The 25882-nt window shown below is 42.8% G+C and carries 38 protein-coding genes and 1 pseudogene; 12 read left to right on the forward strand and 27 right to left on the reverse strand.

The genetic code is table 11. The features are described from left to right. Window positions 1-195: 195 nt before the first annotated feature. Together B3G15_RS15640 and B3G15_RS15645 are read left to right on the forward strand one after the other, a co-directional pair. Window positions 196-888, forward strand: coding sequence for a hypothetical protein (locus B3G15_RS15640; protein ID WP_290722269.1), 693 nt, complete (start codon window positions 196-198; stop codon window positions 886-888). A gap of 109 nt (window positions 889-997) precedes the next feature. Further along, window positions 998-1300 (forward strand): hypothetical protein, encoded by a 303-nt coding sequence (locus B3G15_RS15645; RefSeq protein WP_290722271.1) that lies wholly within the window; start codon window positions 998-1000, stop codon window positions 1298-1300. A 58-nt stretch (window positions 1301-1358) separates the two neighbouring features. Here B3G15_RS15645 and B3G15_RS15650 read toward each other — a convergent pair whose 3' ends face one another. Together B3G15_RS15650 and B3G15_RS15655 are read right to left on the reverse strand one after the other, a co-directional pair. Further along, window positions 1359-1976: a hypothetical protein gene (locus B3G15_RS15650; protein WP_290722273.1), complete on the reverse strand. Its 618-nt coding sequence runs from the start codon at window positions 1974-1976 to the stop codon at window positions 1359-1361. Window positions 1977-2041: 65 nt separating this feature from the next. Further along, window positions 2042-2371 (reverse strand): winged helix-turn-helix transcriptional regulator, encoded by a 330-nt coding sequence (locus B3G15_RS15655; protein WP_290722274.1) that lies wholly within the window; start codon window positions 2369-2371, stop codon window positions 2042-2044. 310 nt (window positions 2372-2681) lie between these two features. On the opposite strand from B3G15_RS15655, the gene B3G15_RS15660 reads away from it, so the two are divergent. Together B3G15_RS15660 and B3G15_RS15665 are read left to right on the forward strand one after the other, a co-directional pair. Next, window positions 2682-3884 carry an MFS transporter gene (locus B3G15_RS15660; protein WP_290722276.1) on the forward strand — a complete coding sequence of 401 codons (1203 nt, stop codon included), beginning with the start codon at window positions 2682-2684 and terminating at the stop codon, window positions 3882-3884. 256 nt (window positions 3885-4140) lie between these two features. Continuing rightward, on the forward strand, window positions 4141-5046 hold the full coding sequence (locus B3G15_RS15665; RefSeq protein WP_290722277.1) for a TerC family protein: 906 nt from the start codon (window positions 4141-4143) through the stop codon (window positions 5044-5046). Between the two features lie 56 nt (window positions 5047-5102). On the opposite strand, the gene B3G15_RS15670 is transcribed toward B3G15_RS15665, so the two are convergent. The 3 genes and pseudogenes from B3G15_RS15670 to B3G15_RS15680 form a co-directional block, all read right to left on the reverse strand. Continuing rightward, window positions 5103-5582: a DUF4825 domain-containing protein gene (locus B3G15_RS15670; RefSeq protein ID WP_290722279.1), complete on the reverse strand. Its 480-nt coding sequence runs from the start codon at window positions 5580-5582 to the stop codon at window positions 5103-5105. 79 nt (window positions 5583-5661) lie between these two features. Further along, on the reverse strand, window positions 5662-5910 hold the full coding sequence (locus tag B3G15_RS15675) for a hypothetical protein (protein WP_290722280.1): 249 nt from the start codon (window positions 5908-5910) through the stop codon (window positions 5662-5664). A 360-nt stretch (window positions 5911-6270) separates the two neighbouring features. Next, window positions 6271-7486, reverse strand: a pseudogene (locus B3G15_RS15680) (alkaline ceramidase). Window positions 7487-7568: 82 nt separating this feature from the next. Here B3G15_RS15680 and B3G15_RS15685 point away from each other — a divergent pair. After that, window positions 7569-7814, forward strand: coding sequence for a hypothetical protein (locus B3G15_RS15685; RefSeq protein ID WP_290722328.1), 246 nt, complete (start codon window positions 7569-7571; stop codon window positions 7812-7814). Window positions 7815-7817: 3 nt separating this feature from the next. Here B3G15_RS15685 and B3G15_RS15690 read toward each other — a convergent pair whose 3' ends face one another. Both B3G15_RS15690 and B3G15_RS15695 read right to left on the reverse strand, forming a co-directional pair. After that, window positions 7818-8366, reverse strand: a complete 549-nt coding sequence (locus tag B3G15_RS15690) for a TetR/AcrR family transcriptional regulator (RefSeq protein ID WP_290722281.1) — start codon at window positions 8364-8366, stop codon at window positions 7818-7820. Between the two features lie 81 nt (window positions 8367-8447). Continuing rightward, window positions 8448-9272, reverse strand: a complete 825-nt coding sequence (locus B3G15_RS15695) for a hypothetical protein (protein WP_290722283.1) — start codon at window positions 9270-9272, stop codon at window positions 8448-8450. Between the two features lie 206 nt (window positions 9273-9478). On the opposite strand from B3G15_RS15695, the gene B3G15_RS15700 reads away from it, so the two are divergent. The 3 genes from B3G15_RS15700 (at window position 9479) to B3G15_RS15710 (ending at window position 11244) form a co-directional block, all read left to right on the forward strand. Continuing rightward, window positions 9479-9790 carry a DUF2834 domain-containing protein gene (locus B3G15_RS15700; RefSeq protein ID WP_290722285.1) on the forward strand — a complete coding sequence of 104 codons (312 nt, stop codon included), beginning with the start codon at window positions 9479-9481 and terminating at the stop codon, window positions 9788-9790. A 131-nt stretch (window positions 9791-9921) separates the two neighbouring features. Then, window positions 9922-10698, forward strand: coding sequence for a phosphatidylserine decarboxylase (locus B3G15_RS15705; protein WP_290722286.1), 777 nt, complete (start codon window positions 9922-9924; stop codon window positions 10696-10698). Window positions 10699-10857: 159 nt separating this feature from the next. Beyond that, a complete protein-coding gene (locus B3G15_RS15710; RefSeq protein WP_290722287.1) occupies window positions 10858-11244 on the forward strand; it encodes a hypothetical protein in 387 nt (128 codons plus the stop codon). A gap of 75 nt (window positions 11245-11319) precedes the next feature. Here the strand turns inward: B3G15_RS15710 and sstT are convergent, their stop codons facing one another. The 6 genes from sstT to B3G15_RS15740 form a co-directional block, all read right to left on the reverse strand. After that, window positions 11320-12591, reverse strand: a complete 1272-nt coding sequence (sstT, locus tag B3G15_RS15715) for a serine/threonine transporter SstT (RefSeq protein WP_069940532.1) — start codon at window positions 12589-12591, stop codon at window positions 11320-11322. A gap of 327 nt (window positions 12592-12918) precedes the next feature. Further along, complete coding sequence (locus B3G15_RS15720) at window positions 12919-13227, reverse strand: hypothetical protein (protein WP_050677746.1); 309 nt, start codon at window positions 13225-13227, stop codon at window positions 12919-12921. A gap of 105 nt (window positions 13228-13332) precedes the next feature. Beyond that, window positions 13333-14013 carry a hypothetical protein gene (locus B3G15_RS15725; RefSeq protein ID WP_290722289.1) on the reverse strand — a complete coding sequence of 227 codons (681 nt, stop codon included), beginning with the start codon at window positions 14011-14013 and terminating at the stop codon, window positions 13333-13335. Further along, window positions 13985-14629 carry a hypothetical protein gene (locus B3G15_RS15730; RefSeq protein WP_290722290.1) on the reverse strand — a complete coding sequence of 215 codons (645 nt, stop codon included), beginning with the start codon at window positions 14627-14629 and terminating at the stop codon, window positions 13985-13987. The genes B3G15_RS15725 and B3G15_RS15730 overlap by 29 nt, the downstream gene beginning before the upstream one ends. A 43-nt stretch (window positions 14630-14672) precedes the next feature. After that, window positions 14673-14930 carry a hypothetical protein gene (locus tag B3G15_RS15735; RefSeq protein WP_035397751.1) on the reverse strand — a complete coding sequence of 86 codons (258 nt, stop codon included), beginning with the start codon at window positions 14928-14930 and terminating at the stop codon, window positions 14673-14675. Between the two features lie 253 nt (window positions 14931-15183). After that, window positions 15184-15516: a hypothetical protein gene (locus tag B3G15_RS15740; RefSeq protein ID WP_023468073.1), complete on the reverse strand. Its 333-nt coding sequence runs from the start codon at window positions 15514-15516 to the stop codon at window positions 15184-15186. Window positions 15517-15592: 76 nt separating this feature from the next. On the opposite strand from B3G15_RS15740, the gene B3G15_RS15745 reads away from it, so the two are divergent. Then, the gene (locus B3G15_RS15745) at window positions 15593-16144 is read left to right on the forward strand and encodes a hypothetical protein (protein ID WP_290722292.1); all 552 of its coding nucleotides are present in this window, start codon (window positions 15593-15595) and stop codon (window positions 16142-16144) included. Between the two features lie 113 nt (window positions 16145-16257). Continuing rightward, the gene (gene relB / locus B3G15_RS15750; protein WP_290722294.1) at window positions 16258-16482 is read left to right on the forward strand and encodes a type II toxin-antitoxin system RelB family antitoxin; all 225 of its coding nucleotides are present in this window, start codon (window positions 16258-16260) and stop codon (window positions 16480-16482) included. A 248-nt stretch (window positions 16483-16730) separates the two neighbouring features. On the opposite strand, the gene B3G15_RS15755 is transcribed toward relB, so the two are convergent. The 5 genes from B3G15_RS15755 to B3G15_RS15775 all read right to left on the reverse strand — a co-directional run bounded on the left by B3G15_RS15755 (window position 16731) and on the right by B3G15_RS15775 (window position 20007). Next, window positions 16731-17414: a hypothetical protein gene (locus B3G15_RS15755; RefSeq protein ID WP_290722296.1), complete on the reverse strand. Its 684-nt coding sequence runs from the start codon at window positions 17412-17414 to the stop codon at window positions 16731-16733. A gap of 105 nt (window positions 17415-17519) precedes the next feature. Further along, window positions 17520-17837 (reverse strand): hypothetical protein, encoded by a 318-nt coding sequence (locus tag B3G15_RS15760; RefSeq protein WP_290722297.1) that lies wholly within the window; start codon window positions 17835-17837, stop codon window positions 17520-17522. 79 nt (window positions 17838-17916) lie between these two features. Continuing rightward, window positions 17917-18486 (reverse strand): suppressor of fused domain protein, encoded by a 570-nt coding sequence (locus B3G15_RS15765; protein ID WP_290722300.1) that lies wholly within the window; start codon window positions 18484-18486, stop codon window positions 17917-17919. A 60-nt stretch (window positions 18487-18546) separates the two neighbouring features. Next, window positions 18547-19236 (reverse strand): hypothetical protein, encoded by a 690-nt coding sequence (locus B3G15_RS15770; protein ID WP_290722302.1) that lies wholly within the window; start codon window positions 19234-19236, stop codon window positions 18547-18549. Window positions 19237-19299: 63 nt separating this feature from the next. Further along, window positions 19300-20007 carry a hypothetical protein gene (locus B3G15_RS15775; RefSeq protein ID WP_290722303.1) on the reverse strand — a complete coding sequence of 236 codons (708 nt, stop codon included), beginning with the start codon at window positions 20005-20007 and terminating at the stop codon, window positions 19300-19302. Window positions 20008-20094: 87 nt separating this feature from the next. Here B3G15_RS15775 and B3G15_RS15780 point away from each other — a divergent pair, with 87 nt between their 5' ends. After that, a complete protein-coding gene (locus B3G15_RS15780; protein ID WP_290722305.1) occupies window positions 20095-20517 on the forward strand; it encodes a hypothetical protein in 423 nt (140 codons plus the stop codon). A gap of 95 nt (window positions 20518-20612) precedes the next feature. On the opposite strand, the gene B3G15_RS15785 is transcribed toward B3G15_RS15780, so the two are convergent. The 5 genes from B3G15_RS15785 to B3G15_RS15805 all read right to left on the reverse strand — a co-directional run bounded on the left by B3G15_RS15785 (window position 20613) and on the right by B3G15_RS15805 (window position 23399). After that, a complete protein-coding gene (locus B3G15_RS15785; protein WP_290722306.1) occupies window positions 20613-20993 on the reverse strand; it encodes a DUF5412 family protein in 381 nt (126 codons plus the stop codon). 92 nt (window positions 20994-21085) lie between these two features. Continuing rightward, window positions 21086-21433 (reverse strand): hypothetical protein, encoded by a 348-nt coding sequence (locus B3G15_RS15790; RefSeq protein ID WP_290722307.1) that lies wholly within the window; start codon window positions 21431-21433, stop codon window positions 21086-21088. A gap of 32 nt (window positions 21434-21465) precedes the next feature. Then, window positions 21466-22083: a hypothetical protein gene (locus B3G15_RS15795; protein WP_290722308.1), complete on the reverse strand. Its 618-nt coding sequence runs from the start codon at window positions 22081-22083 to the stop codon at window positions 21466-21468. 56 nt (window positions 22084-22139) lie between these two features. After that, a complete protein-coding gene (locus B3G15_RS15800) occupies window positions 22140-22754 on the reverse strand; it encodes a hypothetical protein (RefSeq protein ID WP_290722310.1) in 615 nt (204 codons plus the stop codon). Between the two features lie 27 nt (window positions 22755-22781). Further along, a complete protein-coding gene (locus B3G15_RS15805; RefSeq protein WP_290722312.1) occupies window positions 22782-23399 on the reverse strand; it encodes a hypothetical protein in 618 nt (205 codons plus the stop codon). A 134-nt stretch (window positions 23400-23533) separates the two neighbouring features. On the opposite strand from B3G15_RS15805, the gene B3G15_RS15810 reads away from it, so the two are divergent. Beyond that, window positions 23534-24037, forward strand: a complete 504-nt coding sequence (locus B3G15_RS15810; RefSeq protein ID WP_023468059.1) for a DUF2199 domain-containing protein — start codon at window positions 23534-23536, stop codon at window positions 24035-24037. Window positions 24038-24074: 37 nt separating this feature from the next. Here the strand turns inward: B3G15_RS15810 and B3G15_RS15815 are convergent, their stop codons facing one another. The 4 genes from B3G15_RS15815 to B3G15_RS15830 all read right to left on the reverse strand — a co-directional run. Further along, window positions 24075-24509 carry a hypothetical protein gene (locus B3G15_RS15815; RefSeq protein WP_290722313.1) on the reverse strand — a complete coding sequence of 145 codons (435 nt, stop codon included), beginning with the start codon at window positions 24507-24509 and terminating at the stop codon, window positions 24075-24077. A gap of 33 nt (window positions 24510-24542) precedes the next feature. Then, window positions 24543-25319: a hypothetical protein gene (locus tag B3G15_RS15820; RefSeq protein ID WP_290722315.1), complete on the reverse strand. Its 777-nt coding sequence runs from the start codon at window positions 25317-25319 to the stop codon at window positions 24543-24545. Beyond that, window positions 25309-25476 carry a hypothetical protein gene (locus tag B3G15_RS15825; RefSeq protein WP_290722317.1) on the reverse strand — a complete coding sequence of 56 codons (168 nt, stop codon included), beginning with the start codon at window positions 25474-25476 and terminating at the stop codon, window positions 25309-25311. Before B3G15_RS15825 ends, B3G15_RS15820 begins: the two co-directional genes overlap by 11 nt. Window positions 25477-25543: 67 nt before the next feature. Continuing rightward, a partial coding sequence (locus B3G15_RS15830) for a DUF2716 domain-containing protein (RefSeq protein WP_290722318.1) occupies window positions 25544-25882 on the reverse strand: 339 nt, incomplete at its 5' end.

Genomic DNA, 25882 nt, shown 5'->3' on the forward strand with positions numbered 1-25882 from the left:
ACATTTTCATGATTACAACTGCGATTTTTGGTTCATCCTATTTTTTTCAAAAGAATATCGGTAATGATCTCATTGGTCTCCTGTTCATCGGAATCATAGGTGCGATTGGGTTTTCTATTGCCCTCGGACTTCTCTGGTATCTTAAACGAAAAGAAACGCACGGTTTTTAATAAGTTTGTCAAAGGAGATACAATCATGATGGCACGTACGAAAAAATTACACCTTCTTCAGTTGAAAGTACTCTTCGCGCTTCTGATCACGCTTTCGATGATTGGTGCTATTTTCGCACCTCATTCTGTCGACGCGGCGACAAAGGAATATACGTCGTACAAAAAACTAAAACTCGGTATGACCGCGACAGACGTCGCAAAGTCGCTCTACGGAAAATCATATAAGAAATACATAAAGAAAGAACACGGCGTCACGACACTCAATCATAAGGTAGTATTGAGTGAGATCAAAGACGACTATGCTTTATACGCTTTCTCATTTTATCCGTACGATGAAAAAAACGATCATTGGTCTTTACAGCGCATGCATCTGATCTTCAAAACGAAACAAAAAGGTCACACGTTATATCTTGCGCAAAAGGAATACACCCCTAAAACGCCTTCGAAAAAGCGACTCTTACCTGGAAAGAAATTTAAACCAGGCATGACGATAGCTGAATTCGATCGTATTCTTTCTGGTAAGGGGCTAGGTGTCATGACGGCTCACCGCACAGAAGATTACTCTAAGATCGGAAAAGCCTATAATGACAGTACAGTCGAATATCCAGAAAAACAGACATCACTCTTTTACTCGTATCGGAATCCTACGGGTGATGATTGGATGATCGTTGAATTTAAATATGATTTCAATCAAAAGAGATACATCGCTCAAAAATAACGCGTATTCATCTTCGGATGAATACTTTTTTACTTTTAATTGAAATTGATTGAATCTTTTTACATAAATATTCGTAAAAATCTGTATACACGAAAGGAGCTCGACACACATGTTTGATTTGTTATTGGCCGTTGGTGTTTGTCTCGTTGGCTATTGGTTCTACTATGTCTTCTTACTCGGATTCAAAAAAGGAAACATCGTCATAACGTTTAATGAGCGGTTCATCCATCATGAAGACCATATTCAAGCTGTTAAGCGAAGACTAAAGGATGACGGTCGCCACTTCGAGTATCTTGGAGATCGAAAATTCATCGTCGATGGAAAACCGTACCTGTTCATGGAACGGACGGTCCCAGGAGATTTTGGTCCTCTGCAACAGACGATTCTAAAAGGTCAACGTAAAGCGTTTTAACTAAAACACCGCTCCTTCTGTCAATGACAGAGGGAGCGGTGCTCGTTTCATTCAAGTATTATTCAGGTGTATGTGCATACAATTCATCCATGACGCGTCGAATCGCGGGCAATGAATGCTCTAAATCAATCCAGGTTTTAAAATAATACTCGAAAAAGACACCTTGGTTCCGCATCCGTTCTAATGTATTAATCGGATCTCCTTCGGTGACCCAATCTAGGTTCTCAAAATTTGTATAACTATCCGTACACGATACGTCCTCCTCGTAAATGCCCGACTCAAAATAATTATTTGAACATGTCTCATTTTGTATATCGATTTGTCGATAAAAATCACGAAGTCCTTCCTTTGGACGATTGATATGATAGGACTCACCCGATTGATAACTCTCCTGGTAATACCATTCCCACAAGATGACCCATTTCCAGACCAACCCATCGATTAAATAATGACCGATTGCACGGTCCATTCGGCAAAAGTTAAACCGAAACGTCCGTTCACCAAAGTTTGTCTTCAGATCAAGGACGACTTTGATATCATTGGTTTCCGGCGGATGACCGAAAAACAAGATACCATGCTCAAATCCTTGTGCAAACTCATTGATTGACTGGCGTCTACCTGCTTTATCCTCAAAACTAACGGTAATCGAATCGAACCGAATGATTGATTGCTCCATCTTTCTCCCCCACTTTGCCTATGTATTTAAAAAAGTGAGTCTCGAGTGAGACTCACTTTTGTTCGTCATGACGAGATGACCTCTCCACCGGTCAAATCGATATGTCCTTCTCCCCACGCACACATCGCGTCAAGAATCGGCTTCAGCGACCAGCCGTACTCGGATAACGAGTAGACGACTTTCGGTGGGACTTGTTCAAAGACCGTCCGGATGATGACGCCGTCTTCTTCTAACTCCCGTAATTGTTGCGTCAGCATCTTTTGCGTGATCGTCGGCATCAGCTTGCGGAGCTCACTTGTCCGACGCTCGCCTTTGATTAAATGACACATGATGACGACCTTCCACTTTCCACCGATGACTTCTAGAGTTGCTTCGACCGGGATATTGTATGCCATATATGATCCATCCTTTCGAGATTCCGTTGAGAACATAGGCACTTTTTAGTGCCTATCGTACTTGAAAGTGCGTACTTCCCAAGCGGATTGGCTGGCTATATGATAGCAATTGTCAACGGAAAGTACAATCTCCTTTTAGACCTTGCATCCAAAAGAACGAGTAGGGTACTTTTTAGTGCCTATCGCACTTTAAAGTACGTACTTCCCGAAAGGAACAACCCCCGTTATGCTGGGATCATGTCAATCGGATCATGTTTGGTCGGGCCCACTGAATACGATCCCTACTGAAATCATTTTAGGAGGAATCCCCATGAATCAATTAAATCAACAGGTACAGGAGGAACAGGCTCCAAGAAACGGCGGACTTGCCCTGCTCGCTCTAGCAATCAGCGCCTTTGGGATCGGTACGACGGAATTCGTTCCCGTCGGACTGCTCGCAGCGATTGCTCGTGACTTAAATATCGGTATCACACTCGCTGGTCTCATCATCTCTGGTTACGCAATTGGCGTTGCCGTCGGAGCACCTATTTTGACGGCACTGACGAACCGGATGAACCGGAAAACGTTACTGATGGCATTGATGGTCGTCTTCATCGCCGGTAACCTGATCTCCGCCATCTCACCGACATTTGAATTGTTGATCGTCGCCCGTTTCATCACGGCGTTCTCGCACGGTGTCTTCTTCTCGATTGGTGCGACGATTGCTGTCCAGCTCGTACCGGAGCATAAAAAAGCAAGTGCCATCTCCTTGATGTTTACCGGTCTGACGGTCGCGACCGTCACGGGTGTCCCGCTTGGTACATTTATTGGTCAATCGTTCGGCTGGCGCGCGACGTTCTTCGCGGTTGCTGCACTCGGAATCATTGCGATCATCGCAAGCTTCTTCTTGATTCCAAAAGACTTGAAACAATCACCACCTGCGAAGTTCTCCGACATGTTCAAACTGTTGACGAACGGACGCTTGATGCTCGGCTTCTTGATCACTGCCTTCGGTTATGGTGGAACGTTCGTCGCCTTTACGTACTTGACACCGATCATGCAGGACGTCACGAAAATTAATCCAAGCTTAATCAGTATCATTCTGCTCGTCTACGGAATCGCCGTCGCAATCGGGAATACGGTTGGCGGAAAACTTGCAAACGGTAACCCGATTAAAGCATTGTTTTATATGTTCATCATCCATGCCATTGTCATGATTGCCCTCTCATTCATGATTCCGTTCAAGGTCGCTGGCATCATCGGTATTATCTTAATGGGACTTCTTGCCTTCATGAACGTCCCCGGACTCCAGCTCTATATCGTCCAGTTGGCTGAAAAATACGTCCCAGCAGCAGTCGATGTCGCCTCTGCCTTAAATATTGCAGCTTTCAATATCGGCATCGCACTTGGCGCAACGATCGGTGGTCTTGTCACCGATACGATCGGACTCGTCCACACGCCATGGGTCGGCGGTATCATGGTCATTCTTGCCGTCATCTTGACTGGTGTCTCACGTCGTCTCGAACGGCAGTAAAAGAAGATTTTTATGCTTAACGATCGCATGAGTGTACGATGAGCTCGGCTACAATCATCGATACTCTCGCTCTGTATGTTGAACTGCATTCTCTACCACTCACGTAATCCGCCAAAGGCACTGTTCGCATGAACAGTGCCTTTGGCGGATTTTGTTCACAATTTCAAAAAAGAGCACATTTACCCCTTTACTTTCGAGTTCTTATGAACTTATAATAAATTCAAGATAACTAATTACCTTAAAGGAGGAAGCGCTGTTGACACTACTCATTGCTTTTCTAGCCATCGTTTTCATCATGCTCGCCCTTGACCTTGGAGTCTTCCATCGTAAGGCACATGAAGTTTCGCTTCGGGAGGCCTGGACGTGGACGTTCGTCTGGATCGCAATTGCCGTCGCCTTCGGAGGCTGGCTCTACTTCGACCAAGGTAGCGCCGCTGCTGTCGAATATACGAGCGTTTATTTCATCGAGAAGGCTCTCGCGATCGATAACGTTTTCGTCTTCTCACTTGTCTTTGCGTACTTCGCGATTCCATTGAAGTACCAGCACAAAGTCTTATTCTGGGGTATTCTTGGTGCAATCTTCTTCCGCGTCATCTTCATCGTCGCTGGTGTTTCGTTGCTTGAGAACTTCGCTTGGGTGTACTACATCTTCGGAGCGTTCCTCGTCTACACGGGTTGGATGATGTATAAGAACATCGGTCAAGAGACGTCGCTCGAAGAAAACAAAACGGTTCGTTGGTTAGAGAAACGTTTACCAATCACACAAGACATCTCGTCTGGTAAGTTCGCAAAACGAATTGATGGGAAACTGTTCTTCACGCCACTTTTGATCGCGCTCATCTTCATCGAGATCTCGGATATCGTCTTCGCCGTCGACTCGGTCGCAGCAAGCTTCGCGTACTCGCGTGATCCGTTCATCATCTTCTATGCGAACATCATGGCAATCCTTGGACTCCGTAGTCTCTACTTCGTCCTCGCGAACTTGATCGATCGTTTCTACTACTTGAAACACGGTCTCAGCTTCATGCTCGTCTTCATCGGAGCGAAGATGATTCTCGGTGATGTCTACAAAATGCCAATCTGGATGTCGCTCGGTACGATCGTCCTCGTCATCTTGATCAGCGTCTTCTATAGCTTCTATAAAACGAAGCCAGGAAAATAATTAATCGTATAAAAAAGTGGAAGTGATGAAAATTCATCTACTTCCACTTTTTCTTTTCAATTTAGTATTTCTTTAACTTTCAGTTCATCTTCGATATATGGCTTCGTGAACGCCTTCAGCGCTTTCTCATTATCGTACGTCGTAAAGTCTTTTCCATACCAATCGCGCAACTGTTGTTTCGTAAAGTAATACGAAGCATCCTCGATCGTCATGTTTACTTGGTCGACATTCGGAATCAATGTGAACAGTGCTGTTGCATTGTAGATTGCCGTACGATTGCTTTTTTGTTCGACCTGTCCCTCTTCGTATCCGGCATAACGTAACATCAGTTGATACGGTTTATCCTTCGTCGACAGTTCCATTTTCTTCAACTGATCGCCATGCGGTAGCTGTTGGACGATGTCTCGCACGCTACTATTATCTCCTAGGTATGTACCTTGTTGTTTAAATAAATCGGTTTGTGTCGCTGCTGTTCCACAACCAGCGAGTATCATCATGCCGCCTGCTAATACGATTGCACCAACTGTCTTTTTCATGTTTATTTCCCCCAATACGTTGACTCGTTCACATTTTAATAAACGAACTTAACAAAGAAAAGTTTCAAAATAAAGGAAATCAACGCTTTGGGGAACTCGGTAATCTTGGTTTTAGGTAGAGTAGGCTGTACAAAGTACCTACACCTACAGCAATTAAAACTTTAATAAAATTAAACCGAGTGAACCCTTCAAAGGCGTACCCTTTTATCTTTTGAGCTAAAGTTGCTTCCGGAATCCAATCAATCGTATATCCGATGCTGAAGGATAAAAGCAAACTGAGGAATAAATAAGTGATGATAACACTAAGAATAAATCTTTTGATGATCATGATATTTCCCTCTCTTTTAAAATGGAATAAAATAACTATTCGTTCATATAACAAGTAATCCCTTTAAGAAATATCAAAAACAATAAGTCATTTCCCTATATATTGTTAATTGCTATGTTACTCCATTACTATTCGAAAGTTCGAAAATCAGCTATACATATTGACGGAGGTCTTTGATGTTAAATCTATCTAACTTACTCATTCTGTTCTTTTTATTCATCTTCCTAACATGCGGATTTGTTTTCGCTTTATTCTGGATCATCAAAAAAATCAAATCGTAATCATAACAACCCGGTCTCTCAGACGAGAGAAGCCGGGTTGTTGTTCGTTTCATAGAGTTGTCGGATGTGCCTCACGATTTCATTCGCTGTTTCCGGTTTCCGGTACAGGCGGCATCCAAAGACCCGTCACTGGACCGTAGACGACTGGATTGATCGCCACTTCGTACCCACCATACGGATGTTCTTCCGCTGTCGGCAAGTAACCGATGTAACCGTTCGTATAGCCTCCGAAGAATGCGAGTTCCGTTTGACGGATCTGTTGAATCTGTAACGCTGTTTCACAGAACGGCTCCATCGGTATACCTGAGAATGAACCTTCGTTTAATTCAAGTAACTGGACTTCGATCGGGATCGATAGAGTTGCTCCCGATTGTTCTTGAACGTACGCCAACCAGCGTGCTGCGCTGACGCCCCATGTCTGTTCAGCGTAAGTTGCCATGTCTTGTAATTCGTTCGTAGCCGGTACTTCTGTTAAGCGCATCGGGTAGATTACCGACTGAATCCGGTGGTGCGTTAACGGTTGATACGACACGTCTGGGACCATCGTTAAGACGTGCCCGCTTAAAGCGAACGCCATCTTCTGTCGACTTGTTAGGTCACCGCGATATTTCGCATTGATGTTCCCCGTCGCCCCTTGGACGATCACGACTGGACAGCCGAGTGCCTGTTCGAGTATCGTTCGAGCGACGCCAGGGTAATCTCCGGATAAGACGACACTATCTGATTTCAAGACGTTCGGATGCGCTGTACAGAAAACGAAGGCTCCGACGAGACTCGCATTATCGGCACGTCGAACCAACAGTGTTCCGATTCGGTCATCCGTCGCACCCATAGGATCCGTTCCCATCACCGCGTGACCATTCCTTTTCTCTCGTCGATTGACGCCGAGTTTCAGTCACACTCCACCCCATCTCGACCGGTTGCATCGCTTCACTCGCCTTAACAGCAGATACGATCGCTTGTTGCGTCAAGATCGTTTTATAGGCGACGGTCAATGGTTCGTTTCCTGCTGTCGCTGGTCCTGAATGTGTATGCGTGTAAACGACCATGATCTGTTCCTTCGACACGTCTAGCTGGTCCGCGATGCCTTCACTGATAGTATCGGTATCTGCGACGAGTAATCCGATGTTATCGATGCTGACGAAAACCGATGTCGCCTGCTCACTTTCAAAGATACTCGCTGTGACAAATAGCGGATCGTGTATGCTTGCGACACCAACTCCTCGGTGATAACCGATGAAGGCGGCACCGAGCGGTGGATTGATTGCTTCCTGATGTATTCCAAAACGACTCATGTTTGACGTTCCCCCTTAAATAACACACTATTTCTTCCATATACTAACATTAACTACAGTAGAGGAGGACGTGAAGATGGCGATTCGTTGGAAGGAAGAGATGATGCAGTTCGAGACATTTCGTGAAGCCGAAGTTTGGGCAGACTCGATTGCAAATGAGATCCACGGTCGGTCGATTACTGGTTATGGTACGCCAGACTTTAAGGTTGCTACGATTCTTGCCTTTTATTTAGCACAAGTCTCTGAATTTCGAATTCATACCGCGATTTTCCCACTCGATACAGAGGTATTCTATCAAGTATGGATTGAAATCGAAGATGATTTATGAAATTCATGCTCTTTCGTATAGATCAATCATCGCTTCAACCGCAGCGTCCATCCGCTCTTGTAAGCCGATTTTATTCAAGACGACGAGCCCTTCCGTGAAGACGAACAATAACGCAGTCTGCTGTTCGACATTTTCTCCTTCTGCTGGCACATAAATCTGTTTAATCCAATCGTCGAACGATTCTCCGATCGTCCGCGTGATCGACGTATACGGTTCCCCCTGACTCGTCGCGAGATGGGTGATCTCGAACCAGAGATTTAAGTACGGCTTGATTCGTGGTTCATCGATCGCTTGTCGCAAAAAACGGACGAATGCCGTAAACTCGAGTTTTAGATCCGGTTGTTGCAGCAAGTCAATCAATTCCTGACTGATCGCAGTCAACACCGCGGTCTCGATGTCTTGTTTATCCTTGAAATAATGCATCAGCATCCGGTCACTCGTCCCGGCAGCGGTCGCCATCTTCTTCAGACTCATCTCCTTGATGCTTGAAGCTAACGTCGCTTTTGCGATGTGATGCGTATAGTCCTGTCGCTTCTGTTCAAACTTATCCATATCCGATCGACTCCTTCCCTTTCCATCATACTCGATTTTAGGAAACGGACACTACGCAAAAAAGCATCCACAAAGGATGCTTCATTTTAAAAACCGATTGATGATCTTCGTAAAAGCAAGATCGAGTCGGACGTTCTCGTCTTTCGTCAGCTGTTTCGCTTCTTCAAAGACAGCTGCTGCTTCCTCGAATTTATTCTCGTAAATCAAGATCGTCATTTTCCCACGCTCCGGTCCGACGCGTCCACTCGACGCCTCACGTTCTCGTACCATCGCTTCAGCTGCCTGATCCACGCGCTCTGCCCGGTCTTGCTTACTAATTTTTTTCTTGATCAGTTTTCGTTCGAGTTCTTGTACATAAGGAAGTGATTTAATCAACGTCAAAGCCGGATCAATCGGTCCATATTGGGCGACGAACGCTTCCATTTGCTGTCGCTCGTAATCCATGACTTCTTGATACAGTGGCTTGCTTTCCTTCGTTAATGCCTGCTCGACCTTGACGAGTCGTTTGACTTCTTTTTTCATTGCGGTCATTCGTTTATCGAACGCTTTTTTCTCAGACGATGTATCGACTGCTTTTAGATCGACTCGCATCGCTCTGATTTTTCTTGACTCCTTCACGTTATCTGAATCGTATTTTTCTGTTTTCGGATTATACTGCTCGACCGCAGTCCGATACGCTTCATTTTGATAATAAGAAGGAATTTTAATTGGGGATTTGGAGCTAAGATCCGATAAGATGTTGCCGTACTTCGTGATGACCTTCAATTGATCGGCGCGGTATTTTTTATAATCGAACGCTTTTTTCGTCTGGACCACTTTTGCTTCGACAAGACTGTTTCCACTTCCGATACTTGCTCCACTCATCAATACGGCTATAGCCGCACTACAGGCGAAGATTGTTCGCAATCGCTTTACCTTCATATGTTCGCTCCGTCCCTTCTCGTCATCCTACGTTTCTTTTTCCGTATTATACCAAATTTAACAGCATCACATTTCGTTATTTGACGGATCAGGGTAATAACTTTCCTTCTGCGTATCCTCGATTGACGTTCGATTGTAGTACATGCTACATTTATTTGTAGTAACCACTACACTTTCAAGGAGGATCCTTCATGAAAGAATCTCAAGCTTCATTTGTAGACACCATCCTGAAACCTGTATTACTCATCATTACGATCGCTTTCGCTGTTTTAACTGCGTTTTCGATAATTGATTTTGGTGTACTTGGCATCTTTGCGGAAGCGACACAAAATACGGCGACTCTCCAGATTTTCGTCGACCTGATTCTCTGCGCCCTCTTCATCATCGTTTGGCTCCGTCATGATACACGTCGTACGGGACGAAGCTTTCCACTTTGGGCAATCATCACCCTCGCGATTGGTGCGTTCGGACCTCTACTCTATTTGTTGACTCGAAAATCATGACGTTCTGACACGTGCCGCATCTTCGGTACGTGTTTTTATTAAGACAAACTTAAGAAAACGACTCCGTCTATCAACAGAATTCGACCGTATCCTAAGAGGTAGATTACAACTTAAAGGAGTTTTTTTACCTCATGAAGAAAGCCATCTTTGATACGATCGTCCACTTAAATGCTCGACCAGTTGTTGCGAACACACTAAAACGGTTTGCGATGAGTCGCTTTAGTAAACCGCTCATCCGACCTTTCATTCGCACCTATCACATTCAGACGGATCAAGCGCTGAAGTCTGTTGATTCGTTTACCTCGCTGCACGATTGTTTCGTACGCGAGTTACGTCCCGGTATGCGACCAATCGCAACCGCGTCGGATGCCTTCGTCAGTCCGAGTGACGCTGTCCTCTCCATCGTTCCGAAATTAACGCAAGATAGTCGATTTACGATTAAAGGACAGGACTATACCGTTGCTGAGCTGATCGGTTCGAGCGAACGCGCCCAGGATTACGCAAACGGTGTAGCTTTGATTTTCTATTTGAGTCCGACCGACTACCACCGTGTCCACTCGCCAGTCACGGGCGAAATCACGACGAGTCATACACTGGGGCGAGAATCGGCACCCGTCAATGACCTGGGACTACGATTCAGCAAACGTCCGCTGACACGCAACTATCGTCGGGTCACGCGTCTGCAAGTCGATCACCGCGCGATCGAGCACGTCATGGTCGGTGCGCTGAACGTCAATACGATTGTTCAGACACATCAAGGACGACTACTGGAGCGTGGTGCAGAGTTCGGCTACTTCTCGTTCGGTTCGACTGTCATCCTCGTCTTGCCACCGGACACCGTCGAACTCGCACCAGGCAACGAACGTAGCGTCAAGATGGGTGAGCAGATCGGACGCTGGATATCCTGAAAACAGATTTCCTTTTCTTATAGAATCCTGAGTAGAACAGATATCCGAATTTGCTAGACTAGAGGAAACCACTGTTCAATGGGATGGCGACCGTGAAAAGCAGTTGACGTTAACATTTATCGGCATGGAATAACATACAAATGGGAAAGAGGTCGTGTCATGAGAAAAGTCGTTTTATCTTGTGCTTTCTCGATTATGACGGTATGGATATTAGTTGCTTGTAATAACGAAGAGAATATGCAAAGTACTAGTGAAAAACCGATGGCATCCGAAGTATTGAGCGAAGATTCTAAAGCAGACATTTTTCAATTCAATGATACGATCTACCAATCAGATGTAGCATGGGCAGAAAAAACCGAAGTCACTCAGAAGGAAAAAGTCGGAGAAATTAAAAGAAGAAGTTCGGATAAAGACGATTTTGATAATGGGACTGCTACGAAGCTCTCTAAGGGTACCGTCCTATACTCTACTAAAGAAAGAAATGAGATTTTGCTAGTCAGCTTCAACGGGAAATTAAAAAAGTACGTTGCTTTAGGAGAAGGTTAATTTGTCTATAAGAAAAGGCATCCTCAGCTAGGATGCCTTTTCTTATTTAGATCATGATGATAATTGAGAAGCTGATCAGCCGTTAACGACTTTTTCAGCTACTTCATCATTCATCGACTGACGATTGATTGAGAAACGCTCGCCTTCTTTCAAGCGTTTGCGATATTCCGCTGTAGCTGTGAACAAAACATCTGTCGAAGAGTTGAGTCCTGTTTCAAATGAATCTTGCAACACCCCAATGATGAAACCAACGGCAACGACTTGCATCGCGACATCGTTCGGAATTCCGAATAAGCTACATGCAAGTGGAATCAAGAGAAGTGATCCGCCAGCGACACCTGACGCTCCACATGCACAGACCGCAGCGAGTACACTCAAGATGATGGCTGTCGGAATATCGACTTGAATCCCGAGCGTATTGACGGCAGCAAGTGTTAGAACCGTAATCGTAATCGCCGCACCTGCCATGTTGATTGTGGCACCGAGCGGAATCGAGATGCCGTATGTCTCTTTATCGAGACCGAGCTTCTTACACAATTCCATGTTGACTGGGATGTTCGCTGCAGAACTGCGTGTGAAGAATGCCGTGATGCCACTTTCACGTAGACATTTAAAGACGAGCGGATATGGATTTTGACGGACGTTGATGAATACGATCAATGGATTAACGATGAGTGCGACGATAAGCATCGTACCAATTAACACGCCCAATAATCCTACATACTTACCGAGAGAACCAAGTCCATTCTCTGTGACTGAACCGATGACGAGACCCATGATCCCGAGGGGTGCGAGTTTGATGATCCAACCGACCATCTTAGCGATACCGTCTGAGAAATTCGAGATGAACGTTTTTGTTGTGTCGGAAGCATTTTTTAATGCGAGTCCTAAGACGATCGCCCATGTCAGAATTCCGATGTAGTTCGCTTGAATGAGCGCATTAACGGGGTTGTCGACCATGTTCAAGACAAGTTTCTTAAGGACTTCGATGGCGTTTCCAGGAGCGGACAGCTTCTCTGCGCCTTCTGTCAGTGTAATCGTAACCGGGAACAAGAAACTGACGACGACCGCAATCGCACCCGCTAAAAATGTACCGAGCAGATATAAGAAGACGATAGATTTCATGTTCGTTTGCTGACCTTTTTTGTGTTGCACAATCGAAGCCATAACTAGGAAAAAGACCAAAATCGGCGCGACTGCCTTTAGTGAGGAAACAAATAATGTTCCAAAGATGGTCAAAGAACTCGCTACTTCAGGAATCGTGACGGCTAAAATAATCCCTACGATCAAGCCAATCGCGATTTGTTTCACTAAACTGATTTGGTTCCACATCTTCAACAATTTCATACGTTCCCCTCCAGGCTTACAAAAAATAAGTTATTTAGAATTCGAAAAACGATGACTTCTCTCTTCTACTCAAAAGGATGAATAGTCTAGTCATTCACTTTTCTAAAAATTCTCGCAGTTTGTTGTGTTCTATTTTTGCATAAATCGTGTGAAATAAAAACTAGTTTTTTGCAAGAAATATGATTCCTTTTCCTGGATGTTAAGTGAGCATACGAATGCAATCGATTGCATAATTACAAAAAAAGTAGAAGAAGATGCGTTCCTTCTACTACTTCATTATGTAAACTAAGTCTTTTTTATGATTGTTAACTGACCTTCCTTTACTCCTCATGAGACAGTTGATTTTTTGCGTTTGACAATCAAGAGAACAACAAGGAATACAATCTCGAGAATCAAAAACATCCCCACAAAGAAATACACACCAAACACCTGACTGAATCCATCGATAGCCACTGCGTAAAACCACGTTAGCGAAATGATAACTGTATATACAAGATTCACGATAGTACATCGTAACAGACTCGCTTTTACACTTCTTGTGTTTCGTGCTTGCGTAATAATGATGACAAGTGCACCGATCGCCCAGACAAGCAAGATCATTTCTAAAATCAATTGATCATTCGGGATGACGTCCATTATTTACTCTCCTCTTCTGTAGAATGCCTAAAAAAGTTTAAATGATACCTATATTTACAGCATCATAAAATTTTCAAGTCTTCCAAAAGTTAAGTGAATGAGTTTTTAAAGATCCAAATCAGGATAGTCCTTCATTTTCCTAACCCGAACACTTTCCTCCTGACCGATTTGATCGGTCTCTTTCAAGCGGTGCTGAACGACGAGCAGCACTAGTACGATCGCAGAAATCACACAAATCGTCGCACAGTACGGTTGCGCGACGCGCTCGAACTCTAACGCTGATAGCACCTGTAAGATCGTCAATCCCGCGAGCATCCCGTGGAAATATCGTTGATAGCTGCGCGGTATTCCTGGCTGTTCGAACGTCTCATACCAGACGTATAAGCCGAGTCCGAACGCGAGTCCGTTCAGGATCAGCGAAGGAAGAAAGAAGAGCATAATGCCGAGACCGAGCATCAACCAGGCGTACCTAATAGCGGGCTTAAAGAATGCAGGATCGAGCTGCGCTTCCTCTTCCTCGATGACGGGCGCTGCTTTCTCCGCTTCGGTCAACGGTCGAAACCCAAGGGCTGCTTTCGCTTCTGCTAACTCTAGCATTCGTTTCTTCATCCCGAAATAAAACGGAAAACGTTCTTTGACGACCTCCCCTTCATCCGTTTGACCATCCGCTTGCTCTTGCACGGATACCTGATACAGCGTGCGCCCCATCCGGTAACTGACCCAGTAGTCGGTCGTTTGACCATTGTCGCGCTTGAGTTCAATCACCTTCATTTGTTGATTCGTCATGATATGTGATTCCTTTCGTCGCAAGTTCCTGTAATTGTTCTGACGCATACAACAGGAGAATGAATCCTGAGATGAGACAGATCGCTCCGTTAATCGAGAGATTGATCGGTGATAAATAGTTTTTCGATGAGCCCGCTAAGGCGAACATGAAAAGTGCTCCTGACCAGCGATACATGCGAGCACGTGCAGATTTCCCTTCGAGATGCATCGGCCAGAAAATCATCAGAACGACGAGTGTTATGTATCCTGGGATTGGCAAGATATCAGTCAGCGTCAGTAATCCACTGAACAAGATCAATAGAGCGCTTAAAATACGCAACTTTATGATGCGTCGGTCGGCTCGAAAATCCATCGCTTCAGACAGAGCAAAAGGTGACCGGATGTAACCATCGTCTAATTTTTCACGAACCCACGTTTTTTTCTGACGATACGCGAGGAACGGATTTTTAAAAACAACCCGCTTCGTTGCAGACTCTTCATTCGTTTCCATCATATCCTCGCTATCGATTGCCTGCTCTTTTCGGGCAACACCTTCCCGGCAGAATAAAGTGCGCCCCTCTTGGTGAAAGACGATGTGATACACACGATCGTCGATTTGTTTTACTAATTGAATCATGATTTGTGCTCCCTTTATCTTACCTTCTACATTCCCATAGGTCTCACCATGCTGCGCTGACCACATATAGTATGAACAGTCCATCTAAGACACAGACATAACCATAATGTCTGACGGTCAACGAACAAAATAGGATGACGCCAATTGACAGAATGATACTGAGTCCAAATGAATCCACCGTGTCGACGCTATCCCCGTGTCCCGCTAGCGGTGTCTTTTTCGCATGCTTCGAGCGGATGAAATAGATGCCTAACGTCAACAAGAATATCCCGACACCAAGGCCAAGAAACGGTACCACCATCGACGTCTCCTCCGACATATGTATTCTTTGAATATATTTGTTTCATGAAGTTATTATACAACTATTAATTACGATATTTTCCTTAATTAAGTTTCATTGAAAAATTTTCTATGTATGATTTTTTCTTTTAAATCTTCTTTTTTACAAAAGGAATGCAGAACTATGTACGCATCCATCGCACCAGTCTGCACTCCTATTTCGCATTGATGTATTCACTTTTCTTATGTAAGATTCTTGTCCGAAAAAAATCAGGTCATGGACCTGTACCACAAGAGACCGCATACTTTTCTTCACTCACCTTCTTCGAATAACAGACAAAAGGAGTTCCGCCTGTTTCACTTTTCCAATGGTACCAAAACATATGGTAACGCTCTGCTTGTGGATCTTGTTCCGTGATGATTGCAAAGTAACTTTGATAGAAATAGCCTTCTTTATAAAGTTCGTGTCTTAGAGCACCTCTCGGCGAAGCATCCGTAAACAGAACTGGTGATAGGATCGGCATGAGTAGTACGATGATGGCTAGCGTTCCGAAACATATCAGGACTATTTTCTTTCTGTTCTTTTTCTTAGAATTCGATTTACCCATCTTTTTCAACCTTTCCTTTTTTGGTTTTTTTTGTTATATAGTAACATTATCCATACAACAGAAAGAGGTTTTGATATTGAAGAAAACTATTTTATTATCACTCTCTTTAGGTGTACTTCTATCTTCTGGCTTTTTGATCAGTAACGCAATAGCGACTTCTAATATTTCACAGGAAAAATCTGAAAGCACGATTTCAAAGGAGCAAGCCCTCATTTTTTTCACGAACGTCCTGGAGCAACAAAAAGCTGATTTTTTAAACAATACGCCGTTAGCACACACCAATCAATCCAGATTATCTTCACGCGACGAGGCTGTATTAATTTTTCTATCTAGTACAAAAGTGGATAAACAACAGCTACATTCATTTAGTTATAAGATTTCTAACGTAAAAGTGTACTCTGAAAATCAACGAAATTATGCTGAAGCTTATGTAACACGAACTTTCAAATTCGGAAGTGGGCTTGAAACGGGTTTAGGTGATACATTAGTGCTTGAAATCCAATCAAGTCCAGATGATTTAAAAGGATCATCTCACACTATTTCCTCGAGTAAATCAACGAGTGAAGTAAATGAAAAGGTCTCTGTTGATGAATTTTTAGAGAAGTATGAAGCAGAGGCAACAAAATAAAATAACGTAAAGCTACGCCTAGGAAAAAACTACATCGGATATTTTTAATAATTTCCGATTATGATGTGTAAGCTTAATCTGTATTACAATATAATACAGAGGAGCTGATAATCATGAGTACCATTTCCATACGTTTGGATGATCAGGATGCACAACTCATAAAAGAATACGCAAAGGCAAATAACATCACGATTTCTACACTCGTTCGCGATGTCGTCATCGACCGTATCGAAGGCGAAATAGATTTAAAACTCTATCATGATTCCATGACAACATATCGTAAAAAATCAGAAGCAATCTCTTTCGACGACATGATGAAGGAACTTGATTTAGAATGACAACATATGCGATAGAGTTGCTTCAATAATCCTAAAACAAAGCTCTTTCTTTATTACTTGAACTATTCTAAATATATAAGACAAATTAAACATCCTCGAAGTAGTCACTTTTAATATGTACTAAACACTACTACTACTGAATTAAAGGATGTAAGCTACACGCATCTAGTATTAAAAAATAGAAGCACACATCTCTTTTACGATGTGTGCTTCTTTGCAATCATAACTAGATTACGCAAGTGAATAGATTAGTTAGAAACATCATCAGGCCAATGAATAGCAATCTCATCAAAAGAAGTTGTACTCTCCTCAATTCCTTCCATATCACTCGTATCTAATACTTGAATGTCCTCATGCGATAAGGTAATAGCTTGAGATGGATTCTCTATTTTCAGGTGATATAGTGTTTCTAGGAGCGCCAGCTGTTGTTCTGTGAGCTCGTAGTACTCTTCCCAATATGCCAGTCCAGCTTCGTAACCCGATGCCTGTATTTCTAATAGTCTTGATCCCCGATCCATCATTTCTTCGTATTGATGACTAGAAAAAATTAGACGATCATCTCCCCACAAGACAGTAGTGACGACCGGGAAAACGACTCCTTCAATATCATCTAATAGATATTGAAAAGTATCATCTATAGCCGTTTTTTGTACTTTTTCTGGTGCTTCGATTAGCAAGTCATTCGCTTCTACAGTCTCTTCAAAAAAATCTTCGTTTCGAAAGCCCGCCACAAAAAAATCCGGTCCAAATGATACTGTTCCTCTACAGCCTTGACCATCATTCGTACTGTAATGATCACCATCCCACGAATGCTCATAAGCAAAATCGGGGTTGTTTGCGACAAAGATAGCATGAGCGATTGAAGCGAGTATACATCCCTGCCATATGGTTTGACGATTCCATCCTGAATCCATGATTTGATTCTTATTCATTCATACCTCCTGTTTTTAAAACAGTTATGGAAATTCTTCTAATTCACTTGAGGAGTTCAAGCATCCACTAGATGATTTACTGTCATTGTGCGATATATCAAGACTTTAGTTAAACTTCTTTCTAAGCTTCTGATGATCGTTATTCTCGATTTTTTGGAGTTCTTTCACCCAATCACGGATATCTTCCTCACAGTGCAGATATTCGGTAGGGCTATTGAGTAAGTCCATGCCATACACTGTAGTTAAGCCTTGAAAAACTAAAACATCGTAATCTGTAGTCTCCCATCCTTCTTTATTTTCTAAAACCATCATCCATTTATAAGCCCAATCAGACACTTCTTCTCTAGAAAGTTTATTTTCTAAAACCAATTCTAATTTCGATATGATGTCAGGTATACGAGGCGTCTTCATTTGATCCTCCATTATTCTCTAAACCTCTAGGATTTTCTATCAGATCGTGCATGATCGATGTTCTATCTTTCAAATAGCTATCAATAATCATCTACACGAATGGTTTACGGTTAAAATCTACTAACTCATCTGTCTCGAACAAAAGATCTTCGAATCGATTTGCTCCATACTTTTCAATATATTTCTCCTCAGATTCAAAAATCGGTACGAACCAGACTGGCAATACGGTATCTGGCTCATTCCCAACATTAGAATCTGTTTCAAATAGGAAGAAGGATTCATCAAAGTACACAGGACTTGTAACATAAACAGAGGAGAACTGATACTTTTCAAATATTCCTTCAGGGAGTGGATAATATTCTGCTGCAATAAATGCATGTCCTGTTCTCATAGCGTACTCAGCCAATTGCCAGAGTAAATAAATGATCTCGTCCTGAACGTCTGGTTGTTCTGCTGACATCATTATTTCTTGATGCATCAGTGAATCATCTTCCGTTTGGAGTGGATGAAAAAGTAATCCAAGGGATGCAATCGTATAGGTTTCCTTAAATGGTGCATCTTTGAATTTCAAGATTTGGACGTTCTTTTGTTCAAGTTCCTCGATTGGAAATGCTTCCGTGAATTCTCCGCAATGCTGTTCTAAATGATCAAGATAATTCATTAAATCAACCTCCGTTTGAGTATCGTTTTAATACTTCTAAACCAATCTGTGATCCCAAAGTCATTTCAAATTGTCATTGATTTCTTTTAATCGTTCTTCGTATTTGTAAACAGCAGCTATATCCCCACTTGAACCATATGGATTTACGACTGCTTTAGCCTCTTTTTCATCCACAAAAATTTTCTCTCCCCATAAGCCTTTCGTGATGAAATACTCTTCATCATTCGATTCTAAAGTGTCAAATAACAACGGAGTTGAAAATGTTCCTTCTTCTCGATGGCGTCTTCCAAGTACAATCCATTCCCGATTTTTTATACCATAGTGACCCGTTCTAATGACTATACAAGGTTCAGGATTTTTTTTATCTAACTCATGAAGTGAAAGAATTCTTTCTGTTCTAAGATTATAGTATTGGATGTAATCCATAGACTCTAGTTTTCCAGTCTCATGGTTCTCATCTTTAGAGATTCTCATTTCTGCATATCCATACCCTCCAAGTCGAGGTAAAGGAATCGCATAGACAACTCCAGATGATAGCTTCCAACGAGTAGCTCTTTTTTTCGTTCGAATGGAGAGCTTTGAAATCATTTGCTGTGTGTCTTCACGTGTGCTCAAAAGACTATTTAATCCGTTCTCCAGAAGGTACCGCCATTCCTCAATCGAAAATTTGCGTTCCATCTTCTTTTCGAATTCATAAAGTGTATTTCTTAATTGATTTACATGCTGTTCTAATTGTTCGGTCGATTCCATTGTTTTTTATCCTCCTGATCCATTACGCTAAAGATTGTTACTTGATTAGCAGCATCTTTACTTTTAATTGCTGCGTTCATATTCAAAAATCGCCCATGGCAGCCATAAGACTTCTTCTGTCGCCTCGCCTAATTCATTACAATAGTCTGAGTAACGATCCGCTTTTTCGAACGTATGGATTAAACCATGGCTGTTTAATGAAGTGTTTAATTGATGATCGAAATCGCGTTCCAGTCCGTTACACAAATACGAATGAAATAATCCCGAATCAAATCCTAACACTTCGTACCCGATTTTTTTGGCACCGTCTGTGTCAGGGCTGATATGTTGTGATACCATTTTTTCTACTCCATAAGGTTCAGGGTTTTGACTACTAAAAGCCGCTACATCTTCAAGAAAATCCACTTTATACTGTTCAGGCAAACCGATGCTGATGATACGTATGTCAGGAAGATGATTCAAAAAACGATCTACGAACGTTTGCGCAGCATTTGAGTTAGAGAACACTTGAGGAAACAACATATCTCCTGTCTTCCGATGTTCTTCTATCCATTGTTCGAGTATCTGAAAGGTGGTAAGTGAGAGACCAAGTTGCTCCATATAACGGTCTTTCTTTAATTCCGAGTTTCCCCATAAGATACTGATGTCAGGATAGTGTGTACAGATGCATTCACTTACGGATAGAACGGACTCAGGAACAACCGCCTTGTCCATGTATTCTTTTCGAGGAGTTGGCAGAATAAGATAATATCCCGCAGATAGGTAGCTCATAAATTGGCTCCTTTTTATGTAAAATGAATTCAATGAGTGTATGTAATGGATTTGATTCGCTAAATTGAGTAGAAAGGAAATGAAAACATGGATAAAGAACAAGAAAGAGTTCTCGTCCAATCATTTTTTGTCAAGCGCGTTCAAGAGCGCGTTCTACATGAATTGTTCACGCCCAAAAAACGAGATATGGCGCTTCAGCGGTTAGATCACCGGTATTTAAGCATGCTGAAGAATGATTATTTGATTGAAATTAAAACACCTAATTCATGGCCAGACGATACATATGATTTGTTGAAACAATATGGTGCACCGGATACGTGCTATTGTCTATCAGAAAACGAGCTGATTAGCGGGAAAACGTTACCTCTCCGTGAGGCACTCGAACACGCCATCGGCTTTGGATTCGCCTCGATCATTTCTTGTATTCCAGGCGAATTGGCGTATTTCGAAGCGGAGCAATCTTTCGGTCCACCACCTCGCTATTTGTTGAAGAAACCAAGCAATCGATAAATATCGTCTTTCATCCATGCTTGGTTTCTAACAACTACGTCACGTGGTCGTACGCCAAAATTTGCTAAATGCATATCATCATCCTCATGTTCCTCTTAGTCTGCTTCGTATACTCCCTCTCTGAAGTCATACACTTGACTCCATATCTTGATCTTAGTGCCATTGATCGTCACCGTATCCTTCGTCCACTTCACTTCTTTTATTTCGCGACAAGGATACTCCCAGTACATTCTGCGCTTTTCTCCGTCCTTGTTCTCCATAATGCCGAGCATCGCATAATCCACCGTCGCGCCACCATTTGCGCGGTAAAAGCGAATCGTGTACGCCTGATCGGGCGAGCTACTTTTTGAGATATACTCTTCTTTTGGTACAACATTGATATCAACCAAGAAAAATAGTCGGTAGATCGTCCACACGACATATATCGAAAGACTTACACCTGCTATGATTCCCGTTATCTTTAACTTTTTTCTCACTTTTCAAAACTCCAATTTTTATATATTCTTCAACATTCAATCAATCAGTCTCCCCAAAAACAAACCAACGTATTCTGATCGATGGACGCGATTCACATCCGCTTCAACAATTCTAAAAATTGATGTAGTTCCATGATTCGTTTATCTGACTGATGTATCATCCACGGCTCACTCGCATAATGATTCGCTTGATTCATCATCCACGCTTCCTTCGGTGTGCAATAGCGTTGAATAAGCAGCTCACAAATTCCAATCAACTCGTTCACTTCTCTCGCTCTAAACAACTTATCGCCGTAAGGATCGAGATTAATTAAGAGATCGCAACGATTGGAGGTACTTGCGAATTCTTCTCTTAAAAAGGGTTGGACGTGACTTGGAAATAGGAGAATCTCTTTTTCGTTTTCTGGCACTTCTTTTAAATCCGTACTAATCCCAAACATGATCGTCCTCCCTTATATCACCCGTCCGGATGTCATTCATAATAGTCAATGCCATCTCCTTTAGGAAGAAACGCTTTTACTTTGTCCTCACTATCAAAACAAGCTTCATTCGAAAACAGATAGTAGCCCATGAAATCATGCTCCATCGTGATGAATGACATCTCTTCCGTCGCATGGATGACGGGAACGATACTTTCTTTTTCGAAAAACCACCCTTTGACTATTTTCCGTTCAAACGTCAGGAGATTCGTAAACGATAGGAAGTAAAAATCGTTCACAGCCGCATACCAATACGTTTCGTCCAGCAGACGCTCAAGTTCGCTAGCATCGTTCACTTGAACGCTATAAAAAAGACTGCTCTTATCTGGTTGAATCTTTGTGTAGAACAGATTTTCCTTCTGAAAAAACGGTTCCACTTCTTCATTGGTAAAACCACCACCGAACGTGACGAATATTGGAAAGCGATTCAGACGCGTCAAAAAATGCTTGAGTACTTCATTGGAGTCATGTTGATAGTCTCGTTCCTCGTCATTCGGAAGACATCCCATCGAATAAATCGACTTAATAGCACCTGGTTGATCAATATCGAGATAACGGTCTTTGATCACTTTTGCATGATTCGTATGTTCTTCGAGATCGATGTATAACATAGAAATCCCTCCGCGCACTTGTTTGATCCATCTACATCATCCAACTGCTTTTTTCATCAATAGAATTCAATGGTACCGTCGTCAGGAAAGATTGCTTTCACCTTGTCTTCGGTATTAAAACAAGCTTCATTCGAAAACAGATAATAGCCCATGAAATCATGTTCCATCGTGATGAACGACATCTCTTTTTTCACACGAATGACGGGCACGGTATGTTCTTTTTTGAAAAACCATCCTTTGGCCATTCTCCGCTCAAACGTCAGGAGATTCGTAAACGATATAAAAAAGTCTTCGTTCACAGCCCCATACCAATAGGTCTCATCTAGCAATAACTCCAGTTCGGTCGCGTCATGCACTTGAACGTGATAGTATAGGTTCTTGTTTGGTCGAACCTTTGTATACGATAGATTGTGCTTTTGAAAGTACGGCTCGACCTCCTCGTCCGTAAAACCTCCACCGAACGTGACGAAAATCGGGAACCGATTGAAACGCGTCAAAAATTGTTTCAAGACTCGGTTTGAATCGCCTTGATAGTCGCTTTTAGTTTCCATATCCGGTAGACATCCCATCGAATAGATGAAATCGATACGTTCCGGTCGATCAACGTACAAGTATCTGTCTTTGAACACTTGTGCGTGATCCACATGCTTCTCAAAATAGACATCCAACACGATTCCACTCCTCTCTCAATCACTTTATTACCGCTCGATTTCATCTTCTGGAAACAGTGCTTCTATTTTTTTTAACGCATCGAAATCTGTTTCATTCGAGAAGATCAGCACATTCTCGAAATCAAAGCCGGTTTTAAAAAATGTCGTCGGTTTTGTCATATCGATTACTGGCACTACTCTCTCTTTTTTGATCAGCCACCGTCTTACTCTCCTCGTTTCAAACTTCAATACATCAGTGAAAGCAATCAAATAGTAGCCGTTGTTCCTAGCCACTGAAATGGTCTTCGCTAGTATTTGCAATAAGTCAGTCGGTTGATTCACTTCGACGGTCATATATCTTTCACGCTTAGTGATTGAGGTCTCTGTATACAGTAATTGTTTGTGCTTAACCGTAGACAGCAAATCTTCTTTTTCTAAATCCGTCAGTTCATGGAATCCAAAGGAGAGATAGATTGGAAAACGATTCAACCGTGTGAATAATTGGGTTAACACTTCTTCGTCCGAAATGACTTCATCTTCCTTTGAGTCATCATTATAATATTCGAATGAAAAAATGGATTCGATTCGGTCTTGTCCTTTTAGTGTCAGATGATATTCTTTAATCGTCTTCGCATGATTTTGATGTTCTTCAATGTAAATCTGCACGTTAATCCCCTCACTTTCGCTGGATTGTCACGGTCTCCATCAGGATTCTCTACCAACGGGTGTTACACTACAAGTATGCTCTCTTCTAACGTTCGACAACGAGACATACATAACTCAACTTAGAGGTGATTCCAATGAAAAAACTTCTGCCTTGCGCCATCTGTGGAGAACGCCACGACGAACTCCCGACTGAATATGAAACACTCGGACCGGTCTACTACGAACAAATGTCTGAGAAAGAGCAAGAAACGAAAAGCGAGATGCATGATACGTGGTGTGTCTTAGAACTGGACGGTCCACATTATTTCGTGAAGGGCATTCTTGAACTCCCGATTGCTGGACAAGACGAACCCTTCTGGTGGATTACATGGGTGAGCCTGAGCCCTGAAAACTTCGCTCGCTTCATCGAGAAGAAACGTCCTCGCATCGAGGAGCCGATGTTCGGCTGGTTTTCAAGCGATCTACCCGCTTACCCGGATACCGTCAACTTAAAAGTGATGGTCCATGATGAAGGAACCGGTCAACTTCCTTTCTTTGAACTCGAGCCGACGGATCATCCTTTGTCGATAGAATTCTATTCCGAGATGACGCTTGCTCAGGTCCATGCCATCGCAGACATCGTCTATGCACAAGAGTGAACCACTTAAATCGAAGCCGCTGTGGATCAGCGGCTTTTTAGTTTTTACTCTGTTTCGTGATCAAAATATGCGTTCTTTCAGGAATCTCAATGTCTTCTAACTGATCAAGTTCCAAAGATAGTGTCATACTTTTCACTTGCGGATCGGACTCGTCCCCAATCCAACAGGTATACAATTCGAACGATTCACCCTCGTCTAAGAACTCATTCATGAACGTAAACAAATAACGCAACTTTTCTTTCGATTCCAGTGCAATTTCGGAATCAAAAGGTTCAACGATCTCGATGCCCCAGTGACTCGAAATTTCATATACATACCATTTATGAAAATGCTTCGTTTTCACTTCATACAGACAGTCTTCATCCGCAAAACAGGGACCGATATATAAAGGAACAGTTTCATCTTTTTCATCTAAATTGAGATACTGTTCAGGAATTTGTCTCTCCATACAAATATATGACGCTAAGCTCATTGTGCTTCCTCCTTATGTATGATGTTTCCATCGTTAGTTGAAAAACGTCTTTCGATCATCCATTTTCCCAAAATGCGCGATCTTTCCATTCGTACAAAAGTGATCGAGCATGCCAAATCGATTTGTTGCATCGCGGATCACGATGAAGTTATAGGGCATCAATAACGAGAATTCAGACATGAAGTCCTCAAGCGTTTGCCGTGCGGGACGTGCATCTTTCGAAAATAATCCTGACGTCACTTCCTTGCGATTCAGCAAATGCAATACATGTTCTTCCAACACCGCTTGCCAATTGGAATCGTGCAACGTCATCACATGAATCGAATCATCATTTTCTAAAACATCCCGACCACAAAAAACGACCTCGACCGGAAACGTGGCATGCGGTAAAATCGCATCGAAAAATTTCTCATATTCTGTCCCTGCATTATCGAGCTCCTCATACGCGACTCCATACATCGAGACACAATCGTTCGTGACTCGGACGATTCCTTTTCCTTGTTTTTGGATAATGAGCGTCACTTCTGCTTCAGTCGCCATTTCCTGCTGTTCGATGACAAGGTGTTCGAGAAATCTTTCAAGCTGTGAGTCGTCGGTCATAATCATGTGAGATCGGACCGTCCAATCCGAAAAATCACCGATGTTCGGATTCTGCTTGAGTGGTCGTTCCAGAAACTTTACTTCAACCGGATACGAATGCTGACTTACTTGAAGACGGACGAGGTCTTGCCAATCGTCGCGTGGTAGCAGTTCCCGGAACACATCGATCCACTCGTCTCGTTCAACCAGCATTCCATTCTTATTTTTCATTTTTCATCCGACCTTCTAGTTTGCTACAAAGATAGCCCACGATATGTTCATGCGTCGTCCGTTCTTCAAGATCATCATTGTCGACTAATTCATTGATTGTCTCCGAGATGACCTGCCATAATGCGGTTCCGTGATACTCGTCGTATGGTGTTCTCACTTCCGGTCCTTCTTTTATCCTCTTCGGATTTCATTCGAAAAACTCTCCGTTCTTTGAAACGCAGAGATCATGTCTTCTCCAAACAACGTGATGCTACCCTCCCACGGGTGACCGAGATATCCCAGCGAAAATCACGAGCGATGAAAAAGGAGTAATCGCCATCTGGAACTGCTAGAATCATCCAGTCTCCTTCTTCATTGCGAAGAAACGGACGTCTTGGGTCGATCCAATACCCTTGATGATTCCAATCGAGCGCCATGACGCGTTCTCCTTCAACAGTTAGCTCGATCAGAATACGCTTTAACGTTTGCTCGATCTCTTCGCGTTTCTCGTAATCCACTTCGTATTTGACACTCCCACGGCTAAAGCCGCAAGCCCACACCGTTGGTGAGGGTGGGATTCTCAA

This window comes from Exiguobacterium sp. UBA1053 (genome assembly GCF_002316465.1).
Classification (GTDB): domain Bacteria; phylum Bacillota; class Bacilli; order Exiguobacteriales; family Exiguobacteriaceae; genus Exiguobacterium_A; species Exiguobacterium_A abrahamii.

What these genes read in the sequence shown, in the direction of transcription:
- B3G15_RS15720 (WP_050677746.1), bottom strand. Translation starts at nt 13,227, where the DNA reads ATGGACGTCATCCCGAATGATCAATTGATTTTAGAAATGATCTTGCTT.
- relB (WP_290722294.1), top strand. Translation starts at nt 16,258, where the DNA reads ATGAGTACCATTTCCATACGTTTGGATGATCAGGATGCACAACTCATA.
- B3G15_RS15820 (WP_290722315.1), bottom strand. Translation starts at nt 25,319, where the DNA reads ATGAAAAATAAGAATGGAATGCTGGTTGAACGAGACGAGTGGATCGAT.
- B3G15_RS15690 (WP_290722281.1), bottom strand. Translation starts at nt 8,366, where the DNA reads ATGGATAAGTTTGAACAGAAGCGACAGGACTATACGCATCACATCGCA.
- B3G15_RS15760 (WP_290722297.1), bottom strand. Translation starts at nt 17,837, where the DNA reads ATGGAGGATCAAATGAAGACGCCTCGTATACCTGACATCATATCGAAA.
- B3G15_RS15725 (WP_290722289.1), bottom strand. Translation starts at nt 14,013, where the DNA reads ATGACGAATCAACAAATGAAGGTGATTGAACTCAAGCGCGACAATGGT.
- B3G15_RS15735 (WP_035397751.1), bottom strand. Translation starts at nt 14,930, where the DNA reads ATGGTGGTACCGTTTCTTGGCCTTGGTGTCGGGATATTCTTGTTGACG.
- B3G15_RS15645 (WP_290722271.1), top strand. Translation starts at nt 998, where the DNA reads ATGTTTGATTTGTTATTGGCCGTTGGTGTTTGTCTCGTTGGCTATTGG.
- B3G15_RS15675 (WP_290722280.1), bottom strand. Translation starts at nt 5,910, where the DNA reads ATGATCATCAAAAGATTTATTCTTAGTGTTATCATCACTTATTTATTC.
- B3G15_RS15670 (WP_290722279.1), bottom strand. Translation starts at nt 5,582, where the DNA reads ATGAAAAAGACAGTTGGTGCAATCGTATTAGCAGGCGGCATGATGATA.
- B3G15_RS15655 (WP_290722274.1), bottom strand. Translation starts at nt 2,371, where the DNA reads ATGGCATACAATATCCCGGTCGAAGCAACTCTAGAAGTCATCGGTGGA.
- B3G15_RS15755 (WP_290722296.1), bottom strand. Translation starts at nt 17,414, where the DNA reads ATGAATAAGAATCAAATCATGGATTCAGGATGGAATCGTCAAACCATA.
- B3G15_RS15660 (WP_290722276.1), top strand. Translation starts at nt 2,682, where the DNA reads ATGAATCAATTAAATCAACAGGTACAGGAGGAACAGGCTCCAAGAAAC.
- B3G15_RS15640 (WP_290722269.1), top strand. Translation starts at nt 196, where the DNA reads ATGATGGCACGTACGAAAAAATTACACCTTCTTCAGTTGAAAGTACTC.
- B3G15_RS15740 (WP_023468073.1), bottom strand. Translation starts at nt 15,516, where the DNA reads ATGGGTAAATCGAATTCTAAGAAAAAGAACAGAAAGAAAATAGTCCTG.
- B3G15_RS15705 (WP_290722286.1), top strand. Translation starts at nt 9,922, where the DNA reads ATGAAGAAAGCCATCTTTGATACGATCGTCCACTTAAATGCTCGACCA.
- B3G15_RS15815 (WP_290722313.1), bottom strand. Translation starts at nt 24,509, where the DNA reads ATGAGCTTAGCGTCATATATTTGTATGGAGAGACAAATTCCTGAACAG.
- B3G15_RS15770 (WP_290722302.1), bottom strand. Translation starts at nt 19,236, where the DNA reads ATGGAATCGACCGAACAATTAGAACAGCATGTAAATCAATTAAGAAAT.
- B3G15_RS15765 (WP_290722300.1), bottom strand. Translation starts at nt 18,486, where the DNA reads ATGAATTATCTTGATCATTTAGAACAGCATTGCGGAGAATTCACGGAA.
- B3G15_RS15700 (WP_290722285.1), top strand. Translation starts at nt 9,479, where the DNA reads ATGAAAGAATCTCAAGCTTCATTTGTAGACACCATCCTGAAACCTGTA.
- B3G15_RS15795 (WP_290722308.1), bottom strand. Translation starts at nt 22,083, where the DNA reads ATGTTATACATCGATCTCGAAGAACATACGAATCATGCAAAAGTGATC.
- B3G15_RS15730 (WP_290722290.1), bottom strand. Translation starts at nt 14,629, where the DNA reads ATGATTCAATTAGTAAAACAAATCGACGATCGTGTGTATCACATCGTC.
- B3G15_RS15650 (WP_290722273.1), bottom strand. Translation starts at nt 1,976, where the DNA reads ATGGAGCAATCAATCATTCGGTTCGATTCGATTACCGTTAGTTTTGAG.
- B3G15_RS15810 (WP_023468059.1), top strand. Translation starts at nt 23,534, where the DNA reads ATGAAAAAACTTCTGCCTTGCGCCATCTGTGGAGAACGCCACGACGAA.
- B3G15_RS15775 (WP_290722303.1), bottom strand. Translation starts at nt 20,007, where the DNA reads ATGAGCTACCTATCTGCGGGATATTATCTTATTCTGCCAACTCCTCGA.
- B3G15_RS15710 (WP_290722287.1), top strand. Translation starts at nt 10,858, where the DNA reads ATGAGAAAAGTCGTTTTATCTTGTGCTTTCTCGATTATGACGGTATGG.
- B3G15_RS15790 (WP_290722307.1), bottom strand. Translation starts at nt 21,433, where the DNA reads ATGTTTGGGATTAGTACGGATTTAAAAGAAGTGCCAGAAAACGAAAAA.
- sstT (WP_069940532.1), bottom strand. Translation starts at nt 12,591, where the DNA reads ATGAAATTGTTGAAGATGTGGAACCAAATCAGTTTAGTGAAACAAATC.
- B3G15_RS15780 (WP_290722305.1), top strand. Translation starts at nt 20,095, where the DNA reads ATGGATAAAGAACAAGAAAGAGTTCTCGTCCAATCATTTTTTGTCAAG.